The following is a 19,763-nucleotide window of genomic DNA, read 5'->3' as shown; positions in this document are numbered from 1 at the left end:
TGGTGCAGCTGGTATAACTTTGGCCATGGAGCTTCTTGGTCACGATTTTCGTGTCTGCCTTTTGGAGAGTGGCGGGCTGGAATTCGAAGACGATATACAAGCCTTGAACGATGGGGATTGCATCAGCGAGAACCAAGTTGATCTACTATGGAGTCGGCTGCGCTACTTTGGCGGAACGACTGGTCATTGGGGCGGCAATTGTGGTCCGCTCGATCCGCAAGACTTCGAGGAGCGATCTTGGGTCCCGGACAGTGGCTGGCCTTTTTCAAAGGCCGAATTGGATCGACACTATCCGAAAGCCTACGAGTACTGCCAGTTGCCGTCGGACAATTTCTCGCCGGATTACTGGGCGGAGCGGTCACCCGATTTTCGGGAGCGGCGGCTGGCGCTGACCGGCAATCCGATCGGCGAGAAGATCCTGCTGAAAAGCCCGCCAACCCGCTTCGGTGAGGTTTACCGGCCCGCCCTCGCCCAGCCGGACAACCACTGCGACGTCTACCTCCACGCCAATGTCGTTGAGATCGAGACGGGGGAGGAGGCGAACACCGTCACGGCGCTGAGGACCCAAGGGCTGGATGGGCGGACCCGCCGGTTCCGCGCCAGCGTCTATATCCTGGCTTCGGGCATGGAGAACGCGCGGCTTCTCCTGCTGTCCAACAAGGTGCGGCCGCAAGGCCTCGGCAACGACCACGACGTCGTCGGCCGGTACTTCATGGCGCACACCACGCTCCGGACCGGCCGCGCCATGCTGTCTCTGCCGGAAGGCACGGCGAGCTACTACGCGACGCTCGGCTGGGAAGCCCGCTTCCTCAGCGAGATCAACCCTTTCATCGACGCGCTCCAGCCGAGCAGGGCGGCCCAGGAGCGGGAGGGTATCCTCAACAGCGCGGTCTTCTTCGAAGAAAGCTACATGGGGGAGCGCACTCCCGGATTCGTCGCCATGCGGCGGATCGCCAAGCAGATCGTCTATGGCAGGGTGCCGCCCAATCTGCTGCACGATCTGGGCGTGGTGATCGGCGACTTCGACGAGGTGGTCAAGGCGCTCTATGCCCGAAGCTTCGGCGACCAGGACTACAAACTGCTCCAGACCCGTTATTTCTGCGAGCAGGCGCCCAACCGCGACAGCCGCATCATGCTGGGGGCCGACAAGGACGCGCTGGGATATCCCAAGATGGTGCTGGACTGGCGTTTCCAGGACCTGGACAAGCGGACGATCCTGCGGACCCAAAAGCTCTTGTCGGAACAATTCGGCGCTCTTGGACTGGGACGTATCCAAGTCGAGTTCGAAAACGAGTCCGATCCGTGGCCGCGCGGAATCGACAGTTCGGCCCACTTCATGGGCAGCACGCGCATGAACCTGGATCCTCGCCGGGGTGTCGTGGACGGCGACTGCAAGGTTCATGGCATCGACAATCTCTACGTGGCCGGCGGCTCGGTCATGCCGACCTCCGGCGCCACCATGCTCACCGTCAACATCGTGGCCCTGGCGGTGCGCTTGGCCGAACATCTGCGGACAAGATTGAGTTGACCGGGAGAGGTACCATGAACCGACGTGAACTGCTGGGTACCGTCGCCGCGACGGGGTTGATCGCCGCCATTCCCACGCATTCCGGCGCTACCGGGCTGGCCGGAGTGGCGGCCGTTCCGCCTCAGGCGGACCAGCTTTTGGGATTGTTGCGCTCGAGAGCGGCCGCGCGCCGGATCGGCCGCGCCTATCTGGAAACCGCGTCGCACGAGGCCGACGCCGCCCAACTCGTGTCGCTGATCCTGGGCGATGACGCGGTGGGCGTGGATCGGGTCGGCGACCTGCGCCACCGCGTGGCGGAACTCCAGCGCGCCGACTTCACGGCCGGGCGAACCGTCACGCTCGACGGTTGGGTGCTGTCCCGGACCGAGGCCCGCCTATGCGCCCTGGCCGCCGTTTGACCGCTTGAATTCGATCGCCCCACCCGCCGCCGGGAGTGGCGGGATCCCGTGGTGCCCGCTGCCGGAATCGAACCGGCACAACCAAAGGTCGAGAGATTTTAAGTCTCTTGCGTCTACCTGTTCCGCCAAGCGGGCCCGGGGATTGCCCAGCACCCTAATCCGCGCGGGCGCGTGTCGCAAGCGCCTTGCCGAACGGGTTCGCGATGAGCATCTAGCGGGCCATGGAAAACGTCAATTGGCTTGGTTTGGTCTCCCTGCTGCTCGTCGCCCTGCTGGTCGGCCCCGCGGCGTTCCGCATGAACCGCGGCGGCCGGTGGTTGCCCAAGGTGGCTGCCTGGCTCGCGGTGTTGGTGGGACTGATGTTCGTCTATCAGACCTTCGGCCCGTTCTGATGGCGTACGGAGATCCGGGACAGCCGTCACCCGCCCCGGCTTCAGTCCCGCTCGATCACCCCGTTCATCGTCATGATCCCGATCGCCATCGCGACGGCCCCGAATGTCGCCATCAGTCCGACGAACAGCAGCAGGATGGCGATCATGCCGCCATCGCTCTGGCCCATTAGGGTGCGCAGGCTGGCGATATCGAGGATCAGCAGCCCCAAGCCCAGCACTCCACCGCCCGCCATGCCGCTGCTGGCATGTTTCAGGAGGAAGAGTGGCAGGTGCTTTTCGAAGGACCTCATGACCATCAAGATGGGGCGGACTGTCCCCGCGGCAAAGCGCCGCCCTCCCCAAATCGCCGGACCTAACCTTAAGGGCGTGTCCCGACGCCCAGGACCTCACGCGTAGCCGATGGTGATCGACGGTTCGCCCCCCAAATCCCGCACCAGTCGCGCGACGGCTTGGGTCGCCTCGTCCAGCCGGGCCTCCTCGGTACCCCGCAGAACCAAGCTGACGCCGTACTTCTTGTTCCGCAGGTATGGATAGCTGCCGATCTCGATCTCGGGATACCGACCCTGCGTGGCGCCTAGTCCCTCGGCGAGCGTGCCCTCCGCCAGATCGCAGCTGACGGTGCGCGCCAGCATCGGGGCGCCGCCGCGCAGGCGGGGGAGCAGGCTCTCCAGCATGCCCTGCATGATCATCGGCACTCCCGCCATCACGAAGACGTTGCCGATCTGAAAACCGGGAGCCTTGCTCACTGGGTTGTCGATCAGGATGCCGCCGGCCGGTATGTTGGCCATTCGCAGGCGCGCCTCGTTGATTTCCGTGGTCTGGTAATGCGCCTGGAGCCGGCCGACCGCCTCCGGATTCCTTTCCAGCGCCACGCCGAACGCCTTCGCCACGCATTCCGACGTGATGTCGTCATGGGTCGGGCCGATGCCGCCGGTGGTGAAGACATAGGTGTATCTGGCGCGCAGCGCGTTGACCGCGTCGATGATCTCCGCCTCGATGTCGGGCACCACACGGGCCTCGCGCAGCCGTACGCCGATGCCGTTGAGCTTCTCCGCCAGGAACGGCAGGTTGGCGTCCTTGGTTCTGCCCGACAGGATCTCGTTGCCGATGATGAGCAAGGCGGCGGTGACTTCCGCCTCCTCGGAAAGCTGGGTCATGGTCGCCGCTCTTCCCTGATTTGTCGTTCTGGTCCGATGGTTGGGAAGGAGACAGTTGGTGATCGGGCCCCGAAAGGCAAGCGGCTCCCGCGGGGGGAGGGAACGGTCAGCGCTGATCCAGCATCTTCCGGACCGTCTCGGCCAGATGGCCGGCCTCAACCGGCTTGATCAGGATCTGACCGATCTCCGGATCCAGCCCGAACTCGGCCACCGGGTCGCCATAACCGCTGCACAGGATCACCGGCAGGCGCGGATGATCGGCGCGGAGGCGTTCCGCCAGCTCCTGGCCGGACATTCCAGGCATCATCTGGTCGGAGATCACCATATCCCAGGCGCCCGGCTCCTCCGTGATGACGCTCAGCGCCTCATCGGCGCTGACGCAGCACGCCACCTCATAACCCAGCCGCTCCAGCCCTTGCGCGACCACGCTCGACACCATGTCCTCGTCGTCGACGATCAGGATCCGCTCGGTACCGCGCGGCGAGTTGGCGGCCGACTGGGCCTGCTCGATGACGGCACCCTCGAGCGTCGGCAGGTAAACCTGGAACCGCGTTCCCTCGCCCGGCACGCTCTCGATCATCATCGCGCCGCGATGGGAGCTGACGATGCCGTGGACGGCGGCCAAGCCCAGCCCCGTCCCCTTGCCGACTCCCTTGGTGGTGTAGAAAGGTTCGAGCATCCGCTCCATGACCTCGAGCGGCATGCCGGTCCCCGTGTCGCCCACGGTGATCCTGACATAGCGGACGCGCAATTCCTGGTTGATCGGCAAGACGCCGACCCACATGCGGGTGGAGCCGGGCCGTTCCCCGGGGCCGATCCTCGCCGGGATCAGGTCGCCCCTCAGGTCCAAGGCCGCCCGCAGCCCATCCGCGTAGCCGCCGTCCAGCGACGGCATGTCGATCTCCAGCGACAGCTCGCCCGGCCCGCCGCCGATCGCGTCGGCCGCGTTGACGCACAGGTTCATCAGCACTTGGCTCATCTGCGTCGGGTTGGCGTGGACGAGGGCTGAGACCGCGTCCACGCGCGAGACCAGATTGATCGACTTGGGCAAGGTCGCCCGCAGCAGCGCCACCGTCTCGTCCAGCACGGCGATCATGTTGACGGTCTCGCGCTCGATTCCCTCCGACCGGCTGAACGCCAGGATCTGCTGTACCAGCCGCTTGGCACGCTCGCCCGCCACCATCAGTTGCATGGCGAACTCGTGTTCGGGGGCGGCCGGGTCGAGGTCCTCCACCAGGAAGGAGGCGTAGCCCATCATGGCGGCCAGGATGTTGTTGAAGTCGTGGGCTATGCCGCCGGCCAGCCGGCCGATAGCCTCGAGCTTCTGGGCCTGATGGAACTGTTCAGTCAACCGCGCCCGCTCGACCTCCGCCCGTCGGCGCTCGCTGATGTCGCGCACGATATAGACCATGCCGCCGTCGTCCAGTCCGGTCAGCGTCAATTCCTGCGCGAAGGTGCCGCCGTCGCGCCGCCGTCCGATCGCCTCGCCGCGCCAGCGACCCTCGTCGATCAGGCGGGGCAGGGCATCGGCCTTCAGCCGCGCCCGCTCGGCGGCGGAATAGAGCGATAGCCAACTCCGGCCCATCACGTCGCGGGCGCCGTCGAAACCATGCATGCGCGCGTGGCTGTCGTTCAGGTAGGTGAACGCTCCCGCCTGATCGAGGATGGCGACGCCGTCGATCGAGGCCTCGAGCGCCGTCAGCCGGTGTCGTAGCAAGTGTTCGGCCTGCTTCTGCGCGGTGATGTCGGTATAGACCCGCACCACTCCGCCATCGCCCGTGCGCCGGCGGTCGACCAGCAGCACCCTGCCATCGCGCAGCGTCTCCTCCCAGGGGGAGTCCTCCTGGTGGTTTTCCGGACCGCTCACGATGGTTTCCCCAGCGGTTTCCCGGATGGCTTCCAGGTCCGGGTGGAACCGGCCATACCCGGTGCTGGCGAATACGACCTTGCCATCGCGATCCCGCAGCACGAAGCCTCCCGGGACAGAATCGATGGCGCGCCGGAGCCGTTCCAGCGACGCCGTGACCTCGGCGCCATCCCGCTTGGCGGCATCCCGCTCCGATCGGGTTAGGGCCAGCGCCCGTGCCAGCGGCACCGCCACCAGAACGGCGACGCAGAGGCCCAGTCCCAAGCCGGATCCCGCGGCCGTGATCCAGTCGCTCATGGCGGGTGCCGTCATCAGGCCAGTTGCCACCGTGGCGATCACGGCCGCCGGCAGGAGTGCCGGAGCCACCCGCCGCCATATCGGCAAACCCACCATCGGTCCGTCGGAATCGCTCACCTGTCCACCCAATCGCCAGACGCGCCCACAACGATGGAGTTCCCTTATGATCGGCGCGCCTCTTGCGCCCTCAAGGCCGCTTGGGTCCTGTTCTTGGCGCCCAATTTCCTGCAGATCCCGCGGATGTGGAGCTTGATGGTCACCTCCTGAAGCTCGAGCGCCCGCGCGATCTCCTTGTTCGACCACCCTTTCTCGAGATACTGGAGGACTTCGCGTTCGCGCTGGGTCAACGGCGCGTGGCCGTCCATCGCGTTGGGCTCCACCGCCGGGGCGTCAACCGCTCCGAACGGCACGAACTTCTCGCCCGCCAGGATCAGGCGGATGGCGGATACCATCGCCGGTCCCGTCAAGGTCTTGGGCAGGAACCCTTGGGCGCCGAGATCGATCGCGGTTCGGACATCCTCATGGCTGGCGCCGCCCGACATGATGACGACGGGAACATCGGGAACGCGTTCCCGCATCCGGCGCAACCCATCCAGTCCGTCCATGCCGGGCATCTTGAGGTCCAGGATGACGAGGGCGAGAACGCCCCCTTCCTCGACGGCGTGAAAAGCCGTGGTGAAACTATCGGCCGAAACGATCTCCGCGCTCGGTTCCAGCCGCTCGATGTAGCTTTTCAGCGCATCCCGAACCATGTTGTGGTCGTCGGCGAGCAGAATACGCATGCTAAGCAATCCCGAGGTACGAGTTGAGTCAGCTATACCATAAAAAGTTATTCAAACCTTACCTGGATGGTTATGTGAATATCCGAAAGATTGAGTTAGCCCAAGCCGTCAATGATCGGCCTGGGGATTTTCGGCACTTCCCGTGATTCTGCCCGATGTCCTGGCTCCCGATCTGGACCTGGTGCTGTGTGGCACCGCACCCAGCCGCGCGTCGAAGCAGGCCGGTGCCTACTACGCCAAGCCTGGCAATAAATTCTGGCCGACGCTCCATCTGGTCGGCCTGACGCCACGCCTGATGAGACCCCATGAATACGCCGACGTCCTGAACCACGGCCTGGGTTTGACCGATCTGTGCAAGACCGAATGGGGCAGCGATCACGAATTGACCAAGCAGGCCTTCGACGTCGCTGGATTCACGGAGAAGATCGCCAGGTATCGGCCCGCCGCCGTAGCCTTCGACAGCAAGAACGCCGGCAAGACCTTCTTCCGACGCGCCACCGTCGCTTATGGCCGTCAGGAGGAAACCCTATGCGGCGCGGTCATCTTCATCGTGCCATCGCCATCCGGGCGGGCCTCGGTTTTTTGGGACGAGGGACCCTGGCGCGAGTTGGGCGACTTCGTCGCTCGACGCCGCGTCCTCCGAGGCGCGTGGAGCGGCTGAGTCAAAAGCCGCGCCTTCATTGGATATACATCTTTTGGGTTATTTGATGGTGGACCTACGCCAAACGTTCTGGTAACAGGTCAGCCGGATGAATGTCGGCACACATCTCAGGGTTTAATGAATTTTGAGATAAATTGATTTTCGCGGATCGCCAGTGACTTTGGCCCGATCGTGGATCGGACCGGATGTCACGACCGCGCCAGGGGGTAGATGAGACGTGGCGGATTTGTTGCCCCTGATCCATTCGGAGAACGAGGCTGGCAAGGCCACCCTCAGCTTGCCGGACGATCTCGATCTTCCCGTGGCGGCGTCCCTGGTGGAAAGCCTGCGGGCGGCTTTCAGCGAATATTCCGACATCGTCGTGATCGCCGCGACGGTGGAGCGGGCGAGCACGGCCGCCGTCCAGGCGCTCGTGGCTGCGACGGCGCACGCGGACCGGTCGGGGCAGCGGTTCGCCATCGCGGCGCCGTCCGACGTGTTGACCGACATGTGCGCGGATCTGGGCCTGTCCGGCTGGCTTAAGGAGTGGAGCCTGAAATGAAGAAGACGGTCCTGACCGTGGACGACTCGCGGACGATGCGCGAGATGGTATCCTTCACCCTGCGTGGTGCCGGCTTCGACGTCGTCGAGGCGATCGATGGGCAGCAGGCGCTGGTCGTCCTGGCGAGCAACAAGGTCGATCTGATACTGGCCGACCTCAACATGCCGAACATGGACGGCATCAGCCTGATCAGGAAGGTTCGGGCCGGCGGTGGCCATCGCACCGTGCCGATCCTGATGCTCACGACCGAATCGGACGACGCCAAGAAGCAGGAAGGCCGCGCCGCCGGGGCGACCGGCTGGATCGTGAAGCCGTTCAACCCGGGAAAGCTGATCCAGGTCGTGCAAAAGGTCATGGGCTGAGCCGGCCATGACAGGCTCGTACGTGGACGATCTCGAACGGTTCAAGGTCACGTATTTCGATGAATGCGGGGAACTGCTCGCGGTCGCCGAAGCGGGCTTGCTGCGCCTCTCGCCCGAGAACATCGATCTTGACGAGATCAACGCGGTCTTCCGCGCCGTGCATTCGATCAAGGGAGGTGGAGGCACCTTCGGCTTCTCGGCGCTGGTGACCTTCACCCACGAGTTCGAAGCCGTGATGGACCGGCTCCGGTCCCAGCAGATCGGCCTCACGACCGAATTGGTCGATGTCCTGATCCGGGCCAACGATGTCATGGCGCGCCTGCTGACCTGCGCCCGCGATGGCATCGCGGTGCCGCCCGGGCTGGCCGACGCGTCGGCGGCCGAACTCGCGGGGTTTCTCCAGAAGAAGCCATCGACCGCCGCGCGGCGGGTGTTGGAGGAGCCGGCCAAGCCCACCGTGACGTCGGCGCCGGCCGAGGCGAAGCGCAGCTTCGTCGTCCACTTCATGCCCAAGAGCGACCTTCTGCTCAGTGGCAACGAGCCCGCCTTCCTGCTGCGGGCCTTGAAGCGCCTCGGCCACGCCGAGATCGTCTGCGACACGGGCCGGGTTCCCCCGCTTTATGACCTGGACGGCGAGAGCCTGTACCTGTTCTGGCAGATCGCGCTGACGGGCGCCATGGACGAAGCGGCGATCCGCGACGTTTTCGAGTTCGTCGTGGACGATTGCCAGATCGACATCGTCGAGACCACGGGCGTCGCCGATGGTGGCGAGGACGAGGCGTTTGGCCTGTTCGCCGAGAACATGCCCTATGTGCCGCCCGGTCAGTTGACCATCTACGGCGCTGGCGCCGGCGGCGTGCCCGGCGGTGTTCCCGATGGCGCGGACGGCGCCCAGACGCCCGCCATCGCCCTTCCGGGTGCCACCGAGGGGAGCGGCGCCGGTGGTGGTGGTTCCGGTGGCGGTGGTTCCGGTGGCGGTGGTTCCGGTGGACTGGGGGGCCACAGCATCCGGGTCGATCTCGACAAGGTCGATCGGCTGGTCAACCTGGTCGGCGAGATGGTCATCACCCAGGCTATGATCACCGAACAGCTCCGCGACCTGCCACCCGGCACGCTCCAGCAGCTGGTGGCGGGACTGGAGGAGTTGGGCCGGCATACCCGCGAGCTTCAGGAAAGCGTCATGGCGATCCGGGCGCAGCAGGTCCGTTCGGTGTTCGCCCGCATGCCGCGGCTGGTGCGGGAGGTGGCGGCCCAGACCGGCAAGGAGGTGCAGCTCGCCACATCGGGGGAGACCACGGAGGTCGACAAGACCGTGGTCGAGAACCTGGTGGATCCGCTGACCCACATGATCCGCAACTCCATCGATCATGGATTGGAGACGCCGGACGAGCGCGAGGCGATCGGCAAGCCGCGGGGCGGCACCGTCCATCTCTCGGCGCGGCACAGGTCCAGCCGGATCGTGATCGAGGTCGCGGACGACGGACGGGGCATCAACCGGCCGCGCGTGCTTCAGAAGGCGATCGAGCAAGGGCTGGTCGCGGCCGGCGCCAGCCTGTCGGACGAGGAGATCGACAACCTCATCTTCCTGCCGGGTTTCTCCACGGCGGACGCGGTGTCCGCGATCTCCGGGCGCGGGGTCGGCATGGATGTCGTCCGCCGCAACATCGCCAGCCTGGGCGGACGGATCGTCGTGCAGTCGACGCCCGGTGTCGGCACGCGCTTCGTCCTGTCGCTGCCCCTGACGCTCGCCGTGCTGGACGGCATGGTGATCTCGGTCGGCTCGCAGCGCTTCGTGCTGCCGCTGACCAACATCATCGAGAGCCTGCGGCCGCGCAAGACGGACCTGCAAAGCGTCGCCAACCAGTGCGACGTCATCATGGCCCGCGGCGACTATGTCCGGCTGGTCTATGTCGACCGGCTCTTCCGCATCGACGACGCGATCGGCGATCCGACCAGGGGTCTGGTCGTCCTGGTCGAGACGGAGGAGGGCGGCCGCCTGGGGCTGGTCGTGGACGAGGTGCTCGGCCAGCAACAGGTCGTCATCAAAAGCCTCGAAAGCAATTTCCAGCGTCTCGATGGGGTCTCCGCCGCCACCATCCTCGGTGATGGCCGGGTGGCGCTGATCCTCGACATCGCCGGCCTCCAGGGCATGAGCCGCCAAACCAGCAACCGCGTGGCCGCCACAGCGGCGCTACCCGCCGCCTAGGATTCGACAGAGATGGAAAAAATCCCCTCGGCCGCCCCGCCGGCCGTATCGAGACACCCGGCCGGACCGATCTCGGCCGAGGAGCAGTACGTCACCTTCACGGTGGGCTCCGAGGAATACGGCGTCAACATCCTGTCGGTACGCGAGATCCGCGGCTGGACGATCGAAACCAAGCTGCCCAACATGCCCGACTACGTCCGGGGCGTGGTCAACCTGCGTGGCATCATCATCCCGATATTCGACCTGCGCGCGCGTTTCGGCGGAGGGCGGACCGAGGTCACCAAGCGGCACGTCGTCGTCGTCCTCCAGGTCGGCGAGCGCACGCGGGGCGTCCTGGTCGACGCCATCTCCGACATCCTCACGGTCGCCCACGACGCCGTCAGGCCGCCGCCGGACATCGACGGCGGCCTGATCGAACAGCAATACCTCAGCGGTCTGGTGATCGCCGAGAACCGGATGGTGACCCTGCTGGACGTCACCCGGCTGTTCGCCGGCGACGCCGTCGAAGAGCTCTCGTCCAACCATATCCAGATCCCGCATCAGGCCCTGGCCTGAGCGGAGCCGCGAAGGGATCATCTTTCATGTCCTCCAAGAACAAGGAACCCGTCATGGCTCGGCTCGGCATCATGAAGCGTCTGTGGCTCGCGTTCGGACTGATGGCCGCGCTCCTGCTCACCGGGTTCGGGTTTGGTGGTTTCAGCCTGCTGTCGACGCGGGACGATGTCCACGCGATCGGCGAGATCGCCAACGAAGCCAGGCTGGCCAAGGAGATCGAGACCGCGATGGCCAACCTGCGCATCCTGGCGCGCGACTACGCCCATGCCGGCGATCAGACGCTGCTTCCACGGATCCACGAACTCGAGCGGGTCCTGAGCGGCAGGATCGCCGAAGCCAAGCAGGTGGCCGGCGATCCGGTCCGGCGGCGGCTGGTGACCGAGATCGAGGCCCAGACCTCCAGCTATTTCGTCAGCTTCGAGAAGCTGACGGAACTTCGAACCCGGCAGGACACGCTGCTGCGCGACAGGATGAAACCGCTGGCGGCGAGGATCTTCGGCCACTTCACCGAGATCAAGGACACCTCCGCCGCCGCAGGGGCACTGCCGGCGTCGTTCGCCGCCGGCGAGGCGGAGGAGCATTGGCTGGTCGCCCGCTTGGTGGTGAACCATTTCCTGATCACGGGCGATCAGGGAGCCAAGCGCGAGTTCGACGATAACGTCGCCCAACAGCGTCGGCATCTGGAGGACCTCGATCCCCTGTTGACCAACCCGAAACTCCGGGAAGCCAAGATGGCGCTGGAGGACGGCATCAAGCTGTATTCCGCCGATTTCTCCGAGATCGTCGCCAGCAACACCGAGATCCTGCGGTTGAGGGACGACGTCCTGCTGGCCGCCGGCGCGGCGACCTCGACCAAGGCCAACGAGATCGTCCTCTCGGCCCAGCGCGGCCAATCCGAGGTCGAGGCCGCCACGGCGGCGGCGGTCAAGCGGGACCTGACGATCACCATCGTCTTCGGCGCCGTGTCCCTGTTGATCGCGATGACGGCGGCCCACCTGATCGCGCGCGGCATCGTCAATCCGATCAACGCGCTCCGCAAGGTGATGGTCGATCTCACCGACGGCGATCTGGCGGTCGTGGTGCCCCACACCACCGGCAAGGACGAGGTGGGGGAGATGGCCCGCGCGGTCGACGCCTTCAAGACGGTGGCGGTGGCGGCGGTGCGGACCCGGATCGGCCTCGACAACGTCAGCGCCAACATCATGATGTCGGATGCCGACGGCAAGATCGTCTATTGCAACCGCGCGATCAGCGCCATGTTCGCCGCTTGCGAGACCGACCTGCGAAAATCCCTGCCGCACTTCGACTCGAAGAACCTGATCGGCACCAATATCGACGTCTTCCACCGCGATCCCTCCCACCAGCGCCGCCTGCTCGGTGGCCTGACCTCCAGCCACAAGGGCATCGCCAAGGCCGGCGGTCACACGTTTCAAGTCAACGCCCATCCGGTCAGCGGGCAGCGTGGCGAGCGTCTCGGCACCATCATCGAGTGGCGCGACCTGACCGAGGAGCTGCGGATCGAGGAGGAGATCAGTGGCATCGTGGCTGGTGCCGTGCGTGGCGATTTCTCGGCTCGGGTCGACCTCAAGGGCAAGACCGGCTTCTTCCTGACCGTGAGCGAGGGCATCAACGATCTGGCGGAGAACGTTTGCGCCGTCGCCGAGGATCTCGCCAACGTGTTGCGGTCGCTGTCGCACGGCGACCTGACCCAGCGGATCGAGAAGGATTACGAAGGCGTGTTCCAGCGTCTCAAGGGCGACTTCAACTCGACCGCGGAGAAGCTCTCGGACATCGTCAGCCGGATCAGCCAATCGACCGCCGCCATCTCGGAGGCGGCCCGGGAGGTTTCCGCCGGAAGCCTCGATCTGTCCGAACGGACCGAGCAGCAGGCGTCGAGCCTGGAGGAGACCGCCGCCAGCATGGAACAGTTGGCGGCCACGGTTCGCAGCAACGCCGAAAACGCCAAACAGGTCAACGAGTTCGCCTCGACCGCGCGGACGGCCGCCGACCGGGGTGGCAAGGTCGCCGGCGACGCCGTGGACGCGATGCGCCGGATCGAGGGGTCCAGCCAGAAGATCAGCGACATCATCGGCGTGATCGACGAGATCGCGTTCCAGACCAACCTGCTGGCCCTCAACGCCGCTGTCGAGGCCGCCCGGGCCGGTGACGCCGGCCGCGGTTTCGCGGTCGTGGCGCAGGAGGTCCGCACGCTCGCCCAGCGGTCGGCCCAGGCGTCCAAGGAGATCAAGGCGCTGATCATCGACAGCAACACGCAGGTCAGGGATGGCGTCGATCTGGTCGGGGCCGCGGGTGGCGCCCTGTCCGACATCGTGGCGGGCGTCAGCCGCGTGGCGGATCTGGTCGCCGAGATCGCCCGCGCCACCGCCGAACAGGCGAACGGCCTCGACGAGATCAACGGCGCCGTCGCGCAGATGGACGAGATGACCCAGAAGAACGCGGCGCTGGTCGAGGAAAGCTCGGCCGCCGCCCGCTCGATGGAGGGGCAAGCCCATGATCTCGGGTCGCTGATCTCCTTCTTCAGCGTCAGCGGTGGGCTTGCCCACGCCGAAAGCGGCGGTTCATCGCGGCCGGCGCCCATCGTCGTGCGGAAGGCGGCTTCGGTGGGGCGGGTCGCCACCCGCCCAGCCAGCCGTCCGGCCGAGCCGAAGCGCGCCGCGGCCCACGCGACCACGTTGCGCAGGGTCGAGACCAACGACGATCCCGACTGGAAGGAGTTCTGAGATGGGGCTTTCCGGTCTTCGGATAGCGGCATTTCATGACATTCGCTGACATGCGCGGGGGCTCCCTGGCGGGAGGGGTGGGATGACCGAAGTGGGCAAAAGGAGCGCGCCGGCTGGACGCGGCCGGGAACGAACACTGTCCCGGTCGACCGGCGAGCGGGAGTTCCACTTCACCCGGACGCATTTCGACCAGATCGCGGCGCTGCTCCAGCGTCTGACCGGCATCCACTTGGCGACCCACAAGGTTGAGATGGTATATTCCCGGCTGGCCCGGCGGCTTCGGGATCTGGGCATGGCGGACTTCGACGCCTATTGCGCCTTCCTGTCGAGCGAGGCCGGAACCAGCGAGATCAGCCTGCTGGTCAACGCGCTGACGACCAACCTCACCCGCTTCTACCGCGAACCGCATCACTTCGAGCACCTCGCCGCGGAGGTGTTGCCCCAAATCCAGCGACGACGGGCCGGTGAGGGCAAGCCGCGGCTCCGCATCTGGTCGGCCGGCTGTTCCTCGGGCGAGGAGCCGTACACCATCGCGATGACGGTGGCGACGACGCTTCCCGACATCACCCGGTGGGACGCGCGCATCCTCGCCACCGACATCGATACCCACATGGTGGACACCGCGCGGCGCGGCATCTACCCCGCCGACGCGGCCAGCGCCATTCCACCGTCCATCAAGGCGAAGCACACCACGGAACAGCGGCAAGGCTCGCGCTCGATGCTGGTGATGGGGGACAGCCTGCGCCGGATGATCACCTTCAAGCCGCTCAATCTGCTCGAGGAGTGGCCGATGCGCGGTCCATTCGATGTGATCTTCTGCCGCAACGTGCTGATCTACTTCGACAGGTATGGTAGGTCCGAGGTCATAGGCAAGTTTCATCAACTGCTGGGTGAGGACGGTCATCTGTACCTCGGTCACTCGGAGAGTCTCTACGGCGTCTCGGATCAATTTCGGCAGGTGGGGCCGACCAGCTATCAGGTGGCGCCGTGAAGCATGTCGCGAGGCGTCTCTCCAGTTCGACGGTACCCAGCCCGCGGTTGAAGGGCCAAGCCGTGCTGGAGCACGATCCGGGGGAGCCGAACGAGGGCTACTTCCATCCGGCGTTCCAGGCCCGCGCTGTCAAGGTTCTGCTGGGCGATCACAAGATCAGCCAGCGTCCCGACGAGATGCTGGTGACGACGCTCGGGTCGTGCATCTCGGCGTGCATCCGCGATCCCGTGCTGGGGCTGGGCGGCATGAACCACTTCCTGCTTCCCGAGGCGCCGGGCGGAAGCGACGGGGGATCGGCCGCCGCCCGCTATGGCGGCGTCGCCATGGAGCGCTTGATCAACGAGATCCTGCGGCGGGGCGGTCGGCGGGACCGGCTCGAGGTCAAGGTGTTCGGGGGAGCCAAGGTGATCGCCAGCAGCAACCCGATCGGGCGCCGCAACGCCGAGTTCGTGCTGGCCTTCATCGCGGCCGAGGGGCTTGGCCTGGTGGCGCAGGACCTGGGCGGCATGCTGGCGCGCCGCATCCACTATTTTCCCGCCACCGGCAAGGTGATGCGCCGCCTGCTGCGTCAGGAGGCGGTCGAGGACACCATCCGCGGCGAGATGAGGTTCATGTCCGACCTGCGAAACAAGCCGGTCGAAGGCGATATCGAGTTGTTCGGGGATTGATGATGGGCAAGCCGATCCGGGTCGCGATCGTGGACGATAGCGCGTTGATGCGCCGGATGCTGACGGAGGCGCTCGCCGCCGAGCCGGGCTTCGAGGTCGTCGGGCACGCGGCCGATCCATTCGAGGCGCGCGAGATGATCAAGCGCGCCAATCCCGATGTCCTCACGCTGGACGTCGAGATGCCGCGGATGGACGGTCTGACCTTCCTGGAGAAGATCATGACCCTGCGGCCGATGCCGGTGGTCATGGTCTCGACGTTGACCCGCGAGGGGGCGGACGCCACCGTCCGGGCGCTCGAACTGGGAGCGATCGATTGCGTCGCCAAGCCCAACGGCGCCGAGGGCGAGCGGTTCGTCGACTTCCGGGACGAGTTGATCGGCAAGCTGAAGGTCGCGGCCAATGTCCGTCTGGGACCGCCCCGCGCCAAGCCGGCCAAGGCGAAGCCGGTTCCGCGGGGTGCCACCAGCCGCCTGATCGCGCTAGGGGCCTCGACCGGTGGGGTGGAGCGCATCCGTGACATCCTGGAGGTCCTGCCCGAAGGGTCACCTCCGATCCTGATCGTGCAGCACATGGGGGCCTTCTACCTGCCGAGCTTCGCGGCCCGGCTCGACCGGCAGTCGGCGCTGACCGTCAAGATCGCGGAGTCCGGCATGCGGGTGACGGCGGGCGAGGTCCTGATCGCGCCCGGCGACCGCCATCTGGCCGTGCGGAAGGACGCGTTCGGCTATTCCTGCGAGATCGTCGATGGGCCGCCGGTCAGCGGTCATCGCGCGTCGGTCGATGTGCTGTTCAACTCGGTCGCCGAGGTCGCGGGAGCCAACGCGGTCGGGGTGATCCTGTCCGGCATGGGCCGCGACGGTGCTTCGGGCATGGCGGCGATGCGGGCGGCCGGGGCCTGGACGATCGGCGAGAACGAGCAGAGCTGCGTCGTCTATGGCATGCCGCGCATGGCGAAGCTCGCCGGCGGCGTCGCGGTCGAGATGGCACTGGGCCAGATACCTGCCGAGATGCTGCGCGCCGCCGCCGCTCCCGTGGCACCGCACGGGAAGGGGTGAGCGATGGCGTTCGGATTGTTGAGGAGCATCGCCGGTGGCCGCGCTGGTTCGCCTTCGCCGGTGAGCGGGCTGACCCCGGGGGAGGCCGCGGAGCCGGGGAACTCGGCATGGGATACCGCCGCCCGGGATGACGCCGCCCACGGTGAGTTGCTGGCGCGTTGGCTTGGCTTCTCCGAGTTGCAGAACCATTGCCTGGACGCCCTGTCGATCGAGGTTCGGCGGACCAGCGACCTCGTGGAGTCCAGCACGCTGGAGATCAGCTCGCGCTTCCGCGATCTGGCGAATTCGGCGCGGGAGCAGACCAAGCGGGTCGAGGACATCATCGCGGTCGCCAACTCGGTCACGATCGAGGGCGAGGCCATTCCGCTCGACCGCGTCGTCGCGACCATGCAGAACATATTGGTTGAGATGGTCAACAACATCGTCAACCTGTCCAAGCAGGCCATGACGATGGTCTACGTGTTGGACGATGTCGTCCGCGATGTCGGCGAGGTCGAGAAGAGCATCGCCGACATCGACACCATCAACCGGCAGACCAACTTCCTCGCCCTCAACGCGACGATCGAGGCGAGCCGCGCCGGCGAGGCCGGCCGGACCTTCGCCGTGGTCGCCAACGAGGTGCGTCATCTCTCCAAGGCGACCGGTGACTTGGCTGGGCGCATGCGCGAGAAGGTCGGCGCGGTCGTGGTCGGGGTCAGGCGCGGCCATGAGATCCTGCGCGACATCGCCAACACCGACTTGTCGCCGCAGATGCTCGCCAAGGACCGCATCGACATGACGATGATGAGCCTGGTGGCGCAGAGCCAGCACTTCCAGAGCGTCCTCCAGGACGCCGCGCGGGTTTCGACCGAGATCTCGGCGCATATCAGCCAGGTCATCACCCGGATGCAGTTCCAGGACTTGGCGAAGCAGCGCCTGGATCATGTCATCGACGGCATGACGGTGATGTCAACCGGGCTCGGCGAACTGGGCGAAAGGACCAAATCGGCTTTGCCGCCGGGGACGCCGGTCGATTTTCCCCAGGAGTGGGTCGACAAGCTGCTGTCGGGCATGACGCTGAGCGAGCTTCGGCAGCGCTTCGTCCGGCGCATGCTGATGGAGGGCACGGCCCTGGACGCCCATGGCGCCCTGGATCACGACACCCTCTTTCCAGCCGCGGCGATGCCCGATCCGGGAATGTCGGACGGCTTCGATGACGACAACGTGGAATTGTTCTGAGCGACCATCGGATTACCAGCGGTGACAGCGCTTTCTGCCATGAATGGAGCGGTTTGAAAAATGGATTACCGTATCGAGACAAGTGATCTGGAAGCCCGGATTTTCATCAGCGGCCGCCTGACTTTCAACGATCACGGCAAGGTTCGCTCCATGATCCAGGAGATGATCCACAGCCGTGCCGAGCGTCTGATCCTGATGATCGGCGGGCTGGAATTCGTGGACAGTTCGGGCCTCGGGATGATCCTGGTCGCCCGCGAGGAGGTGGCTCAGGTCGATAAGCGGCTGGTGCTCCGGGGCGCGCAAGGGCAGGTCAAACGCGTCCTGTCGGTGGCGCAGCTCGACAAGATCGTGGACATCCAGGACTGACGCCCGGATCGGGCGACCAGACAATGTGCCCGCGCGCGCTTTATGGCGTCGGCGTGACCGTCCGCCAGCTCGAGGAGATCGCGGCGCTCGGCGGCCGCGCCGGGTGCCCGGTGGTCGTCGGTCTTCCGGGGGATGGCGACCCTCCGCTGGGGGGCGCCGCCGTGATCGCCGTTGGTTTGGACCAGGAGAGCCTCCAGGAGATAGTGCGTCGGGGAGCCGGTGCCTGCGTCGAGCTTGGGGGACTGGACCCGTCGGACGTCGCCGATACCGTGCGGCGGGCGCAGGCCTGCACCTTGCTGCTGTCGCTGACAACCGCCACCGCTTATCAACTTCCAGTTGCATACACGGTTGTCGAGGCGGTCGACAGGGCGGTGCCCCAATCGCGGGAGCGGCGCGACGACATGGAACTGGCGCTTCAGGAAGCCGTCAGCAACGCTGTGATCCACGGCAACCTCGCCGTGTCAAGCCTGCGCGACCCGACCCTTGCGGCGCTGAACGCCTTTTCCGCCCAAGTCAGCGAGCGACTGGCCGATCCGGCTCTGGCCAACCTTCGAATCCAGGTGGCCGTGACGATCCGGGACGAGGACATCACCATCGATGTGACCGACCAGGGTTCCGGCTTCGTGCCCAAACCCAAGGCCGCGGCCACGGCGAGCGGGCGCGGCATCGGCTTGATCGGGACGCTGTGCGCGGCGTGGCAGTTGCTCGACGACGGCCGGCGCATCCACATGCGGTTCGCCCGATGAGCGGCGACGCGCGTCCCGGCGTTCCCGGCCTGACGGAGATCCGGCAAGTCGGCATCTTCGACTGCCTGATCCTGGTCGTGGACGACACCGAGTTCAACCGCACATTGATCTCCGCCATGCTCCGGCAAGCGGGGTTCCGGCGCATCCAGCACGCGGTGGATGGCTTCGACGCCCTGCGCAAGATCGATGACGAGTTGCCGGATCTTGTCATCCTGGACATCGTGATGCCGGGGCTGGATGGGTTCGAGGTGTGCCGGAGGCTGCGCGCCGATGGCCGGTTCGCCGATCTGCCGGTGCTGGTCCAGACCGCGCTGTCCAATACCGAGGACCGCAACAAGGCGTTCCAGCTCGGCACCACCGACCTGATCACCAAGCCGATCGACCGCCATGAGTTGCTGGCCCGGGTCCGCATCCATTTGGAGAACAGGATGCTGATCCAGGATCTTCAACTGTACCGCGCGCGGCTGGAGAACGAGCTTGGCATGGCTCGCGAGATGTACGATCACCTGTTGCCGACCGCCGCGATGTTCGATCGGATCCGCCACGACAGTGGGGTCCACATCCGGCACCACCGCGCCGTGTCGTCGGAACTGGGCGGCGATATCTGGGGTGTCATCCCGTTGCCGGAGGAACGCTTCGGCCTTTATCTGCTCGACATGACGGGCGCCGGAGTGTCGGCCGCCCTGAACGCGTTCCGCATGCATACCGTGCTCCATGAGTTGTCCACGCTGGCGACGCAGCCCGCGCGGTTCCTGACCGAGGCGAATGCCCGCGCCGTAGGATTGTTCGATTCCGGCGAGCGGGCGGCGATGATCCACGGCGTCGTCGATCCGAACGCGGGAACCTTCACCTACGCCACCGCCTCGTGCCGCCGCCCGATCCTGGTGCGGCGCGGCACTCCGGACGCCATCCTGGGGCACGCCGATGGCGCGCCGGTCGGGGAGGCGGCGGGCAGCGTCTATCGCTTGCGGACGCTGCCGTTCGGGCCGGGAGCGCGGCTGATGCTCTACAACAAGGCCGTGCTGGCGGCCCTGCCCGTGACCGGCCCCCGCTCGGCGGAGCGCTTGCTGGCCGAACTGGCGGCCATCGCCTTGCAGGCCCCCGTGCTGGACGACGCGCGGGACGCCATGATCGCGGCGCTGGTCGAGGCGGTCGGCGACCGGCCGGGGCAGGACATGACGCTGGTCTTCCTGGGCAAGGACGTCCGCGAACCGTTGGGGGCGAGGTAGCGC

General features: G+C 66.2%; 20 protein-coding genes and 1 tRNA gene. 16 read left to right on the top strand and 5 right to left on the bottom strand.

The genetic code is table 11. The annotated features are described in order from the left end of the window. The first annotated feature begins 316 nt into the window (after nt 1-316). Together N825_RS15630 and N825_RS15625 are read left to right on the top strand one after the other, a co-directional pair. Complete coding sequence (locus N825_RS15630) at nt 317-1,528, top strand: GMC oxidoreductase (protein ID WP_198038344.1); 1,212 nt, start codon at nt 317-319, stop codon at nt 1,526-1,528. A 14-nt stretch (nt 1,529-1,542) separates the two neighbouring features. Continuing rightward, the gene (locus N825_RS15625) at nt 1,543-1,926 is read left to right on the top strand and encodes a hypothetical protein (protein ID WP_037453497.1); all 384 of its coding nucleotides are present in this window, start codon (nt 1,543-1,545) and stop codon (nt 1,924-1,926) included. Nucleotides 1,927-1,975: 49 nt separating this feature from the next. Here N825_RS15625 and N825_RS15620 read toward each other — a convergent pair. Next, nucleotides 1,976-2,061: transfer RNA gene (locus N825_RS15620), tRNA-Leu, on the bottom strand. 86 nt (nt 2,062-2,147) lie between these two features. Between N825_RS15620 and N825_RS39775 the strand changes: the two genes are divergently transcribed. Beyond that, complete coding sequence (locus tag N825_RS39775; RefSeq protein ID WP_198038343.1) at nt 2,148-2,318, top strand: hypothetical protein; 171 nt, start codon at nt 2,148-2,150, stop codon at nt 2,316-2,318. Nucleotides 2,319-2,359: 41 nt separating this feature from the next. Here N825_RS39775 and N825_RS15615 read toward each other — a convergent pair whose 3' ends face one another. The 4 genes from N825_RS15615 to N825_RS15600 form a co-directional block, all read right to left on the bottom strand. Continuing rightward, entirely contained in the window at nt 2,360-2,608 is a 249-nt protein-coding gene (locus tag N825_RS15615; protein WP_037453783.1) for a hypothetical protein, read from the bottom strand. Nucleotides 2,609-2,704: 96 nt separating this feature from the next. Further along, entirely contained in the window at nt 2,705-3,475 is a 771-nt protein-coding gene (locus N825_RS15610; protein ID WP_037453495.1) for a competence/damage-inducible protein A, read from the bottom strand. Between the two features lie 106 nt (nt 3,476-3,581). Further along, a complete protein-coding gene (locus N825_RS15605; RefSeq protein WP_157619257.1) occupies nt 3,582-5,756 on the bottom strand; it encodes a hybrid sensor histidine kinase/response regulator in 2,175 nt (724 codons plus the stop codon). Between the two features lie 44 nt (nt 5,757-5,800). Beyond that, complete coding sequence (locus tag N825_RS15600) at nt 5,801-6,421, bottom strand: response regulator (RefSeq protein ID WP_037453490.1); 621 nt, start codon at nt 6,419-6,421, stop codon at nt 5,801-5,803. A 142-nt stretch (nt 6,422-6,563) separates the two neighbouring features. Between N825_RS15600 and N825_RS15595 the strand changes: the two genes are divergently transcribed. The 13 genes from N825_RS15595 (at nt 6,564) to N825_RS15535 (ending at nt 19,760) form a co-directional block, all read left to right on the top strand. After that, on the top strand, nt 6,564-7,082 hold the full coding sequence (locus tag N825_RS15595) for a mismatch-specific DNA-glycosylase (RefSeq protein WP_037453487.1): 519 nt from the start codon (nt 6,564-6,566) through the stop codon (nt 7,080-7,082). A gap of 217 nt (nt 7,083-7,299) precedes the next feature. Next, nucleotides 7,300-7,623: an STAS domain-containing protein gene (locus N825_RS15590; RefSeq protein WP_245613131.1), complete on the top strand. Its 324-nt coding sequence runs from the start codon at nt 7,300-7,302 to the stop codon at nt 7,621-7,623. Next, nucleotides 7,620-7,985, top strand: a complete 366-nt coding sequence (locus tag N825_RS15585; RefSeq protein WP_037453484.1) for a response regulator — start codon at nt 7,620-7,622, stop codon at nt 7,983-7,985. The genes N825_RS15590 and N825_RS15585 overlap by 4 nt, the downstream gene beginning before the upstream one ends. 7 nt (nt 7,986-7,992) lie before the next feature. After that, a complete protein-coding gene (locus tag N825_RS15580) occupies nt 7,993-10,191 on the top strand; it encodes a chemotaxis protein CheA (protein ID WP_051512423.1) in 2,199 nt (732 codons plus the stop codon). Between the two features lie 12 nt (nt 10,192-10,203). Further along, the gene (locus N825_RS15575; RefSeq protein ID WP_051512422.1) at nt 10,204-10,746 is read left to right on the top strand and encodes a chemotaxis protein CheW; all 543 of its coding nucleotides are present in this window, start codon (nt 10,204-10,206) and stop codon (nt 10,744-10,746) included. A 26-nt stretch (nt 10,747-10,772) separates the two neighbouring features. Then, nucleotides 10,773-13,487, top strand: coding sequence for a methyl-accepting chemotaxis protein (locus N825_RS15570; protein ID WP_063833821.1), 2,715 nt, complete (start codon nt 10,773-10,775; stop codon nt 13,485-13,487). A gap of 82 nt (nt 13,488-13,569) precedes the next feature. After that, nucleotides 13,570-14,478: a CheR family methyltransferase gene (locus N825_RS15565; protein ID WP_051512421.1), complete on the top strand. Its 909-nt coding sequence runs from the start codon at nt 13,570-13,572 to the stop codon at nt 14,476-14,478. Beyond that, a complete protein-coding gene (locus N825_RS15560; protein WP_245613130.1) occupies nt 14,475-15,146 on the top strand; it encodes a chemotaxis protein in 672 nt (223 codons plus the stop codon). The genes N825_RS15565 and N825_RS15560 overlap by 4 nt, the downstream gene beginning before the upstream one ends. Then, on the top strand, nt 15,146-16,201 hold the full coding sequence (locus N825_RS15555; protein WP_281174365.1) for a protein-glutamate methylesterase/protein-glutamine glutaminase: 1,056 nt from the start codon (nt 15,146-15,148) through the stop codon (nt 16,199-16,201). The genes N825_RS15560 and N825_RS15555 overlap by 1 nt, the downstream gene beginning before the upstream one ends. A 3-nt stretch (nt 16,202-16,204) precedes the next feature. Beyond that, on the top strand, nt 16,205-17,419 hold the full coding sequence (locus N825_RS15550; protein WP_084164763.1) for a methyl-accepting chemotaxis protein: 1,215 nt from the start codon (nt 16,205-16,207) through the stop codon (nt 17,417-17,419). A gap of 60 nt (nt 17,420-17,479) precedes the next feature. Next, nucleotides 17,480-17,785 carry an STAS domain-containing protein gene (locus N825_RS15545; RefSeq protein WP_037453478.1) on the top strand — a complete coding sequence of 102 codons (306 nt, stop codon included), beginning with the start codon at nt 17,480-17,482 and terminating at the stop codon, nt 17,783-17,785. 23 nt (nt 17,786-17,808) lie between these two features. Continuing rightward, entirely contained in the window at nt 17,809-18,531 is a 723-nt protein-coding gene (locus tag N825_RS36560) for an ATP-binding protein (protein ID WP_051512419.1), read from the top strand. Next, nucleotides 18,528-19,760: a fused response regulator/phosphatase gene (locus N825_RS15535; RefSeq protein ID WP_084164762.1), complete on the top strand. Its 1,233-nt coding sequence runs from the start codon at nt 18,528-18,530 to the stop codon at nt 19,758-19,760. The genes N825_RS36560 and N825_RS15535 overlap by 4 nt, the downstream gene beginning before the upstream one ends. Nucleotides 19,761-19,763 lie beyond the last annotated feature (3 nt).

This window comes from Skermanella stibiiresistens SB22 (assembly GCF_000576635.1).
Lineage (GTDB): Bacteria > Pseudomonadota > Alphaproteobacteria > Azospirillales > Azospirillaceae > Skermanella > Skermanella stibiiresistens.
The sequence above is the reverse complement of the archived record's forward strand: the minus strand, read 5'-3'. Positions and strand labels throughout refer to the sequence as shown.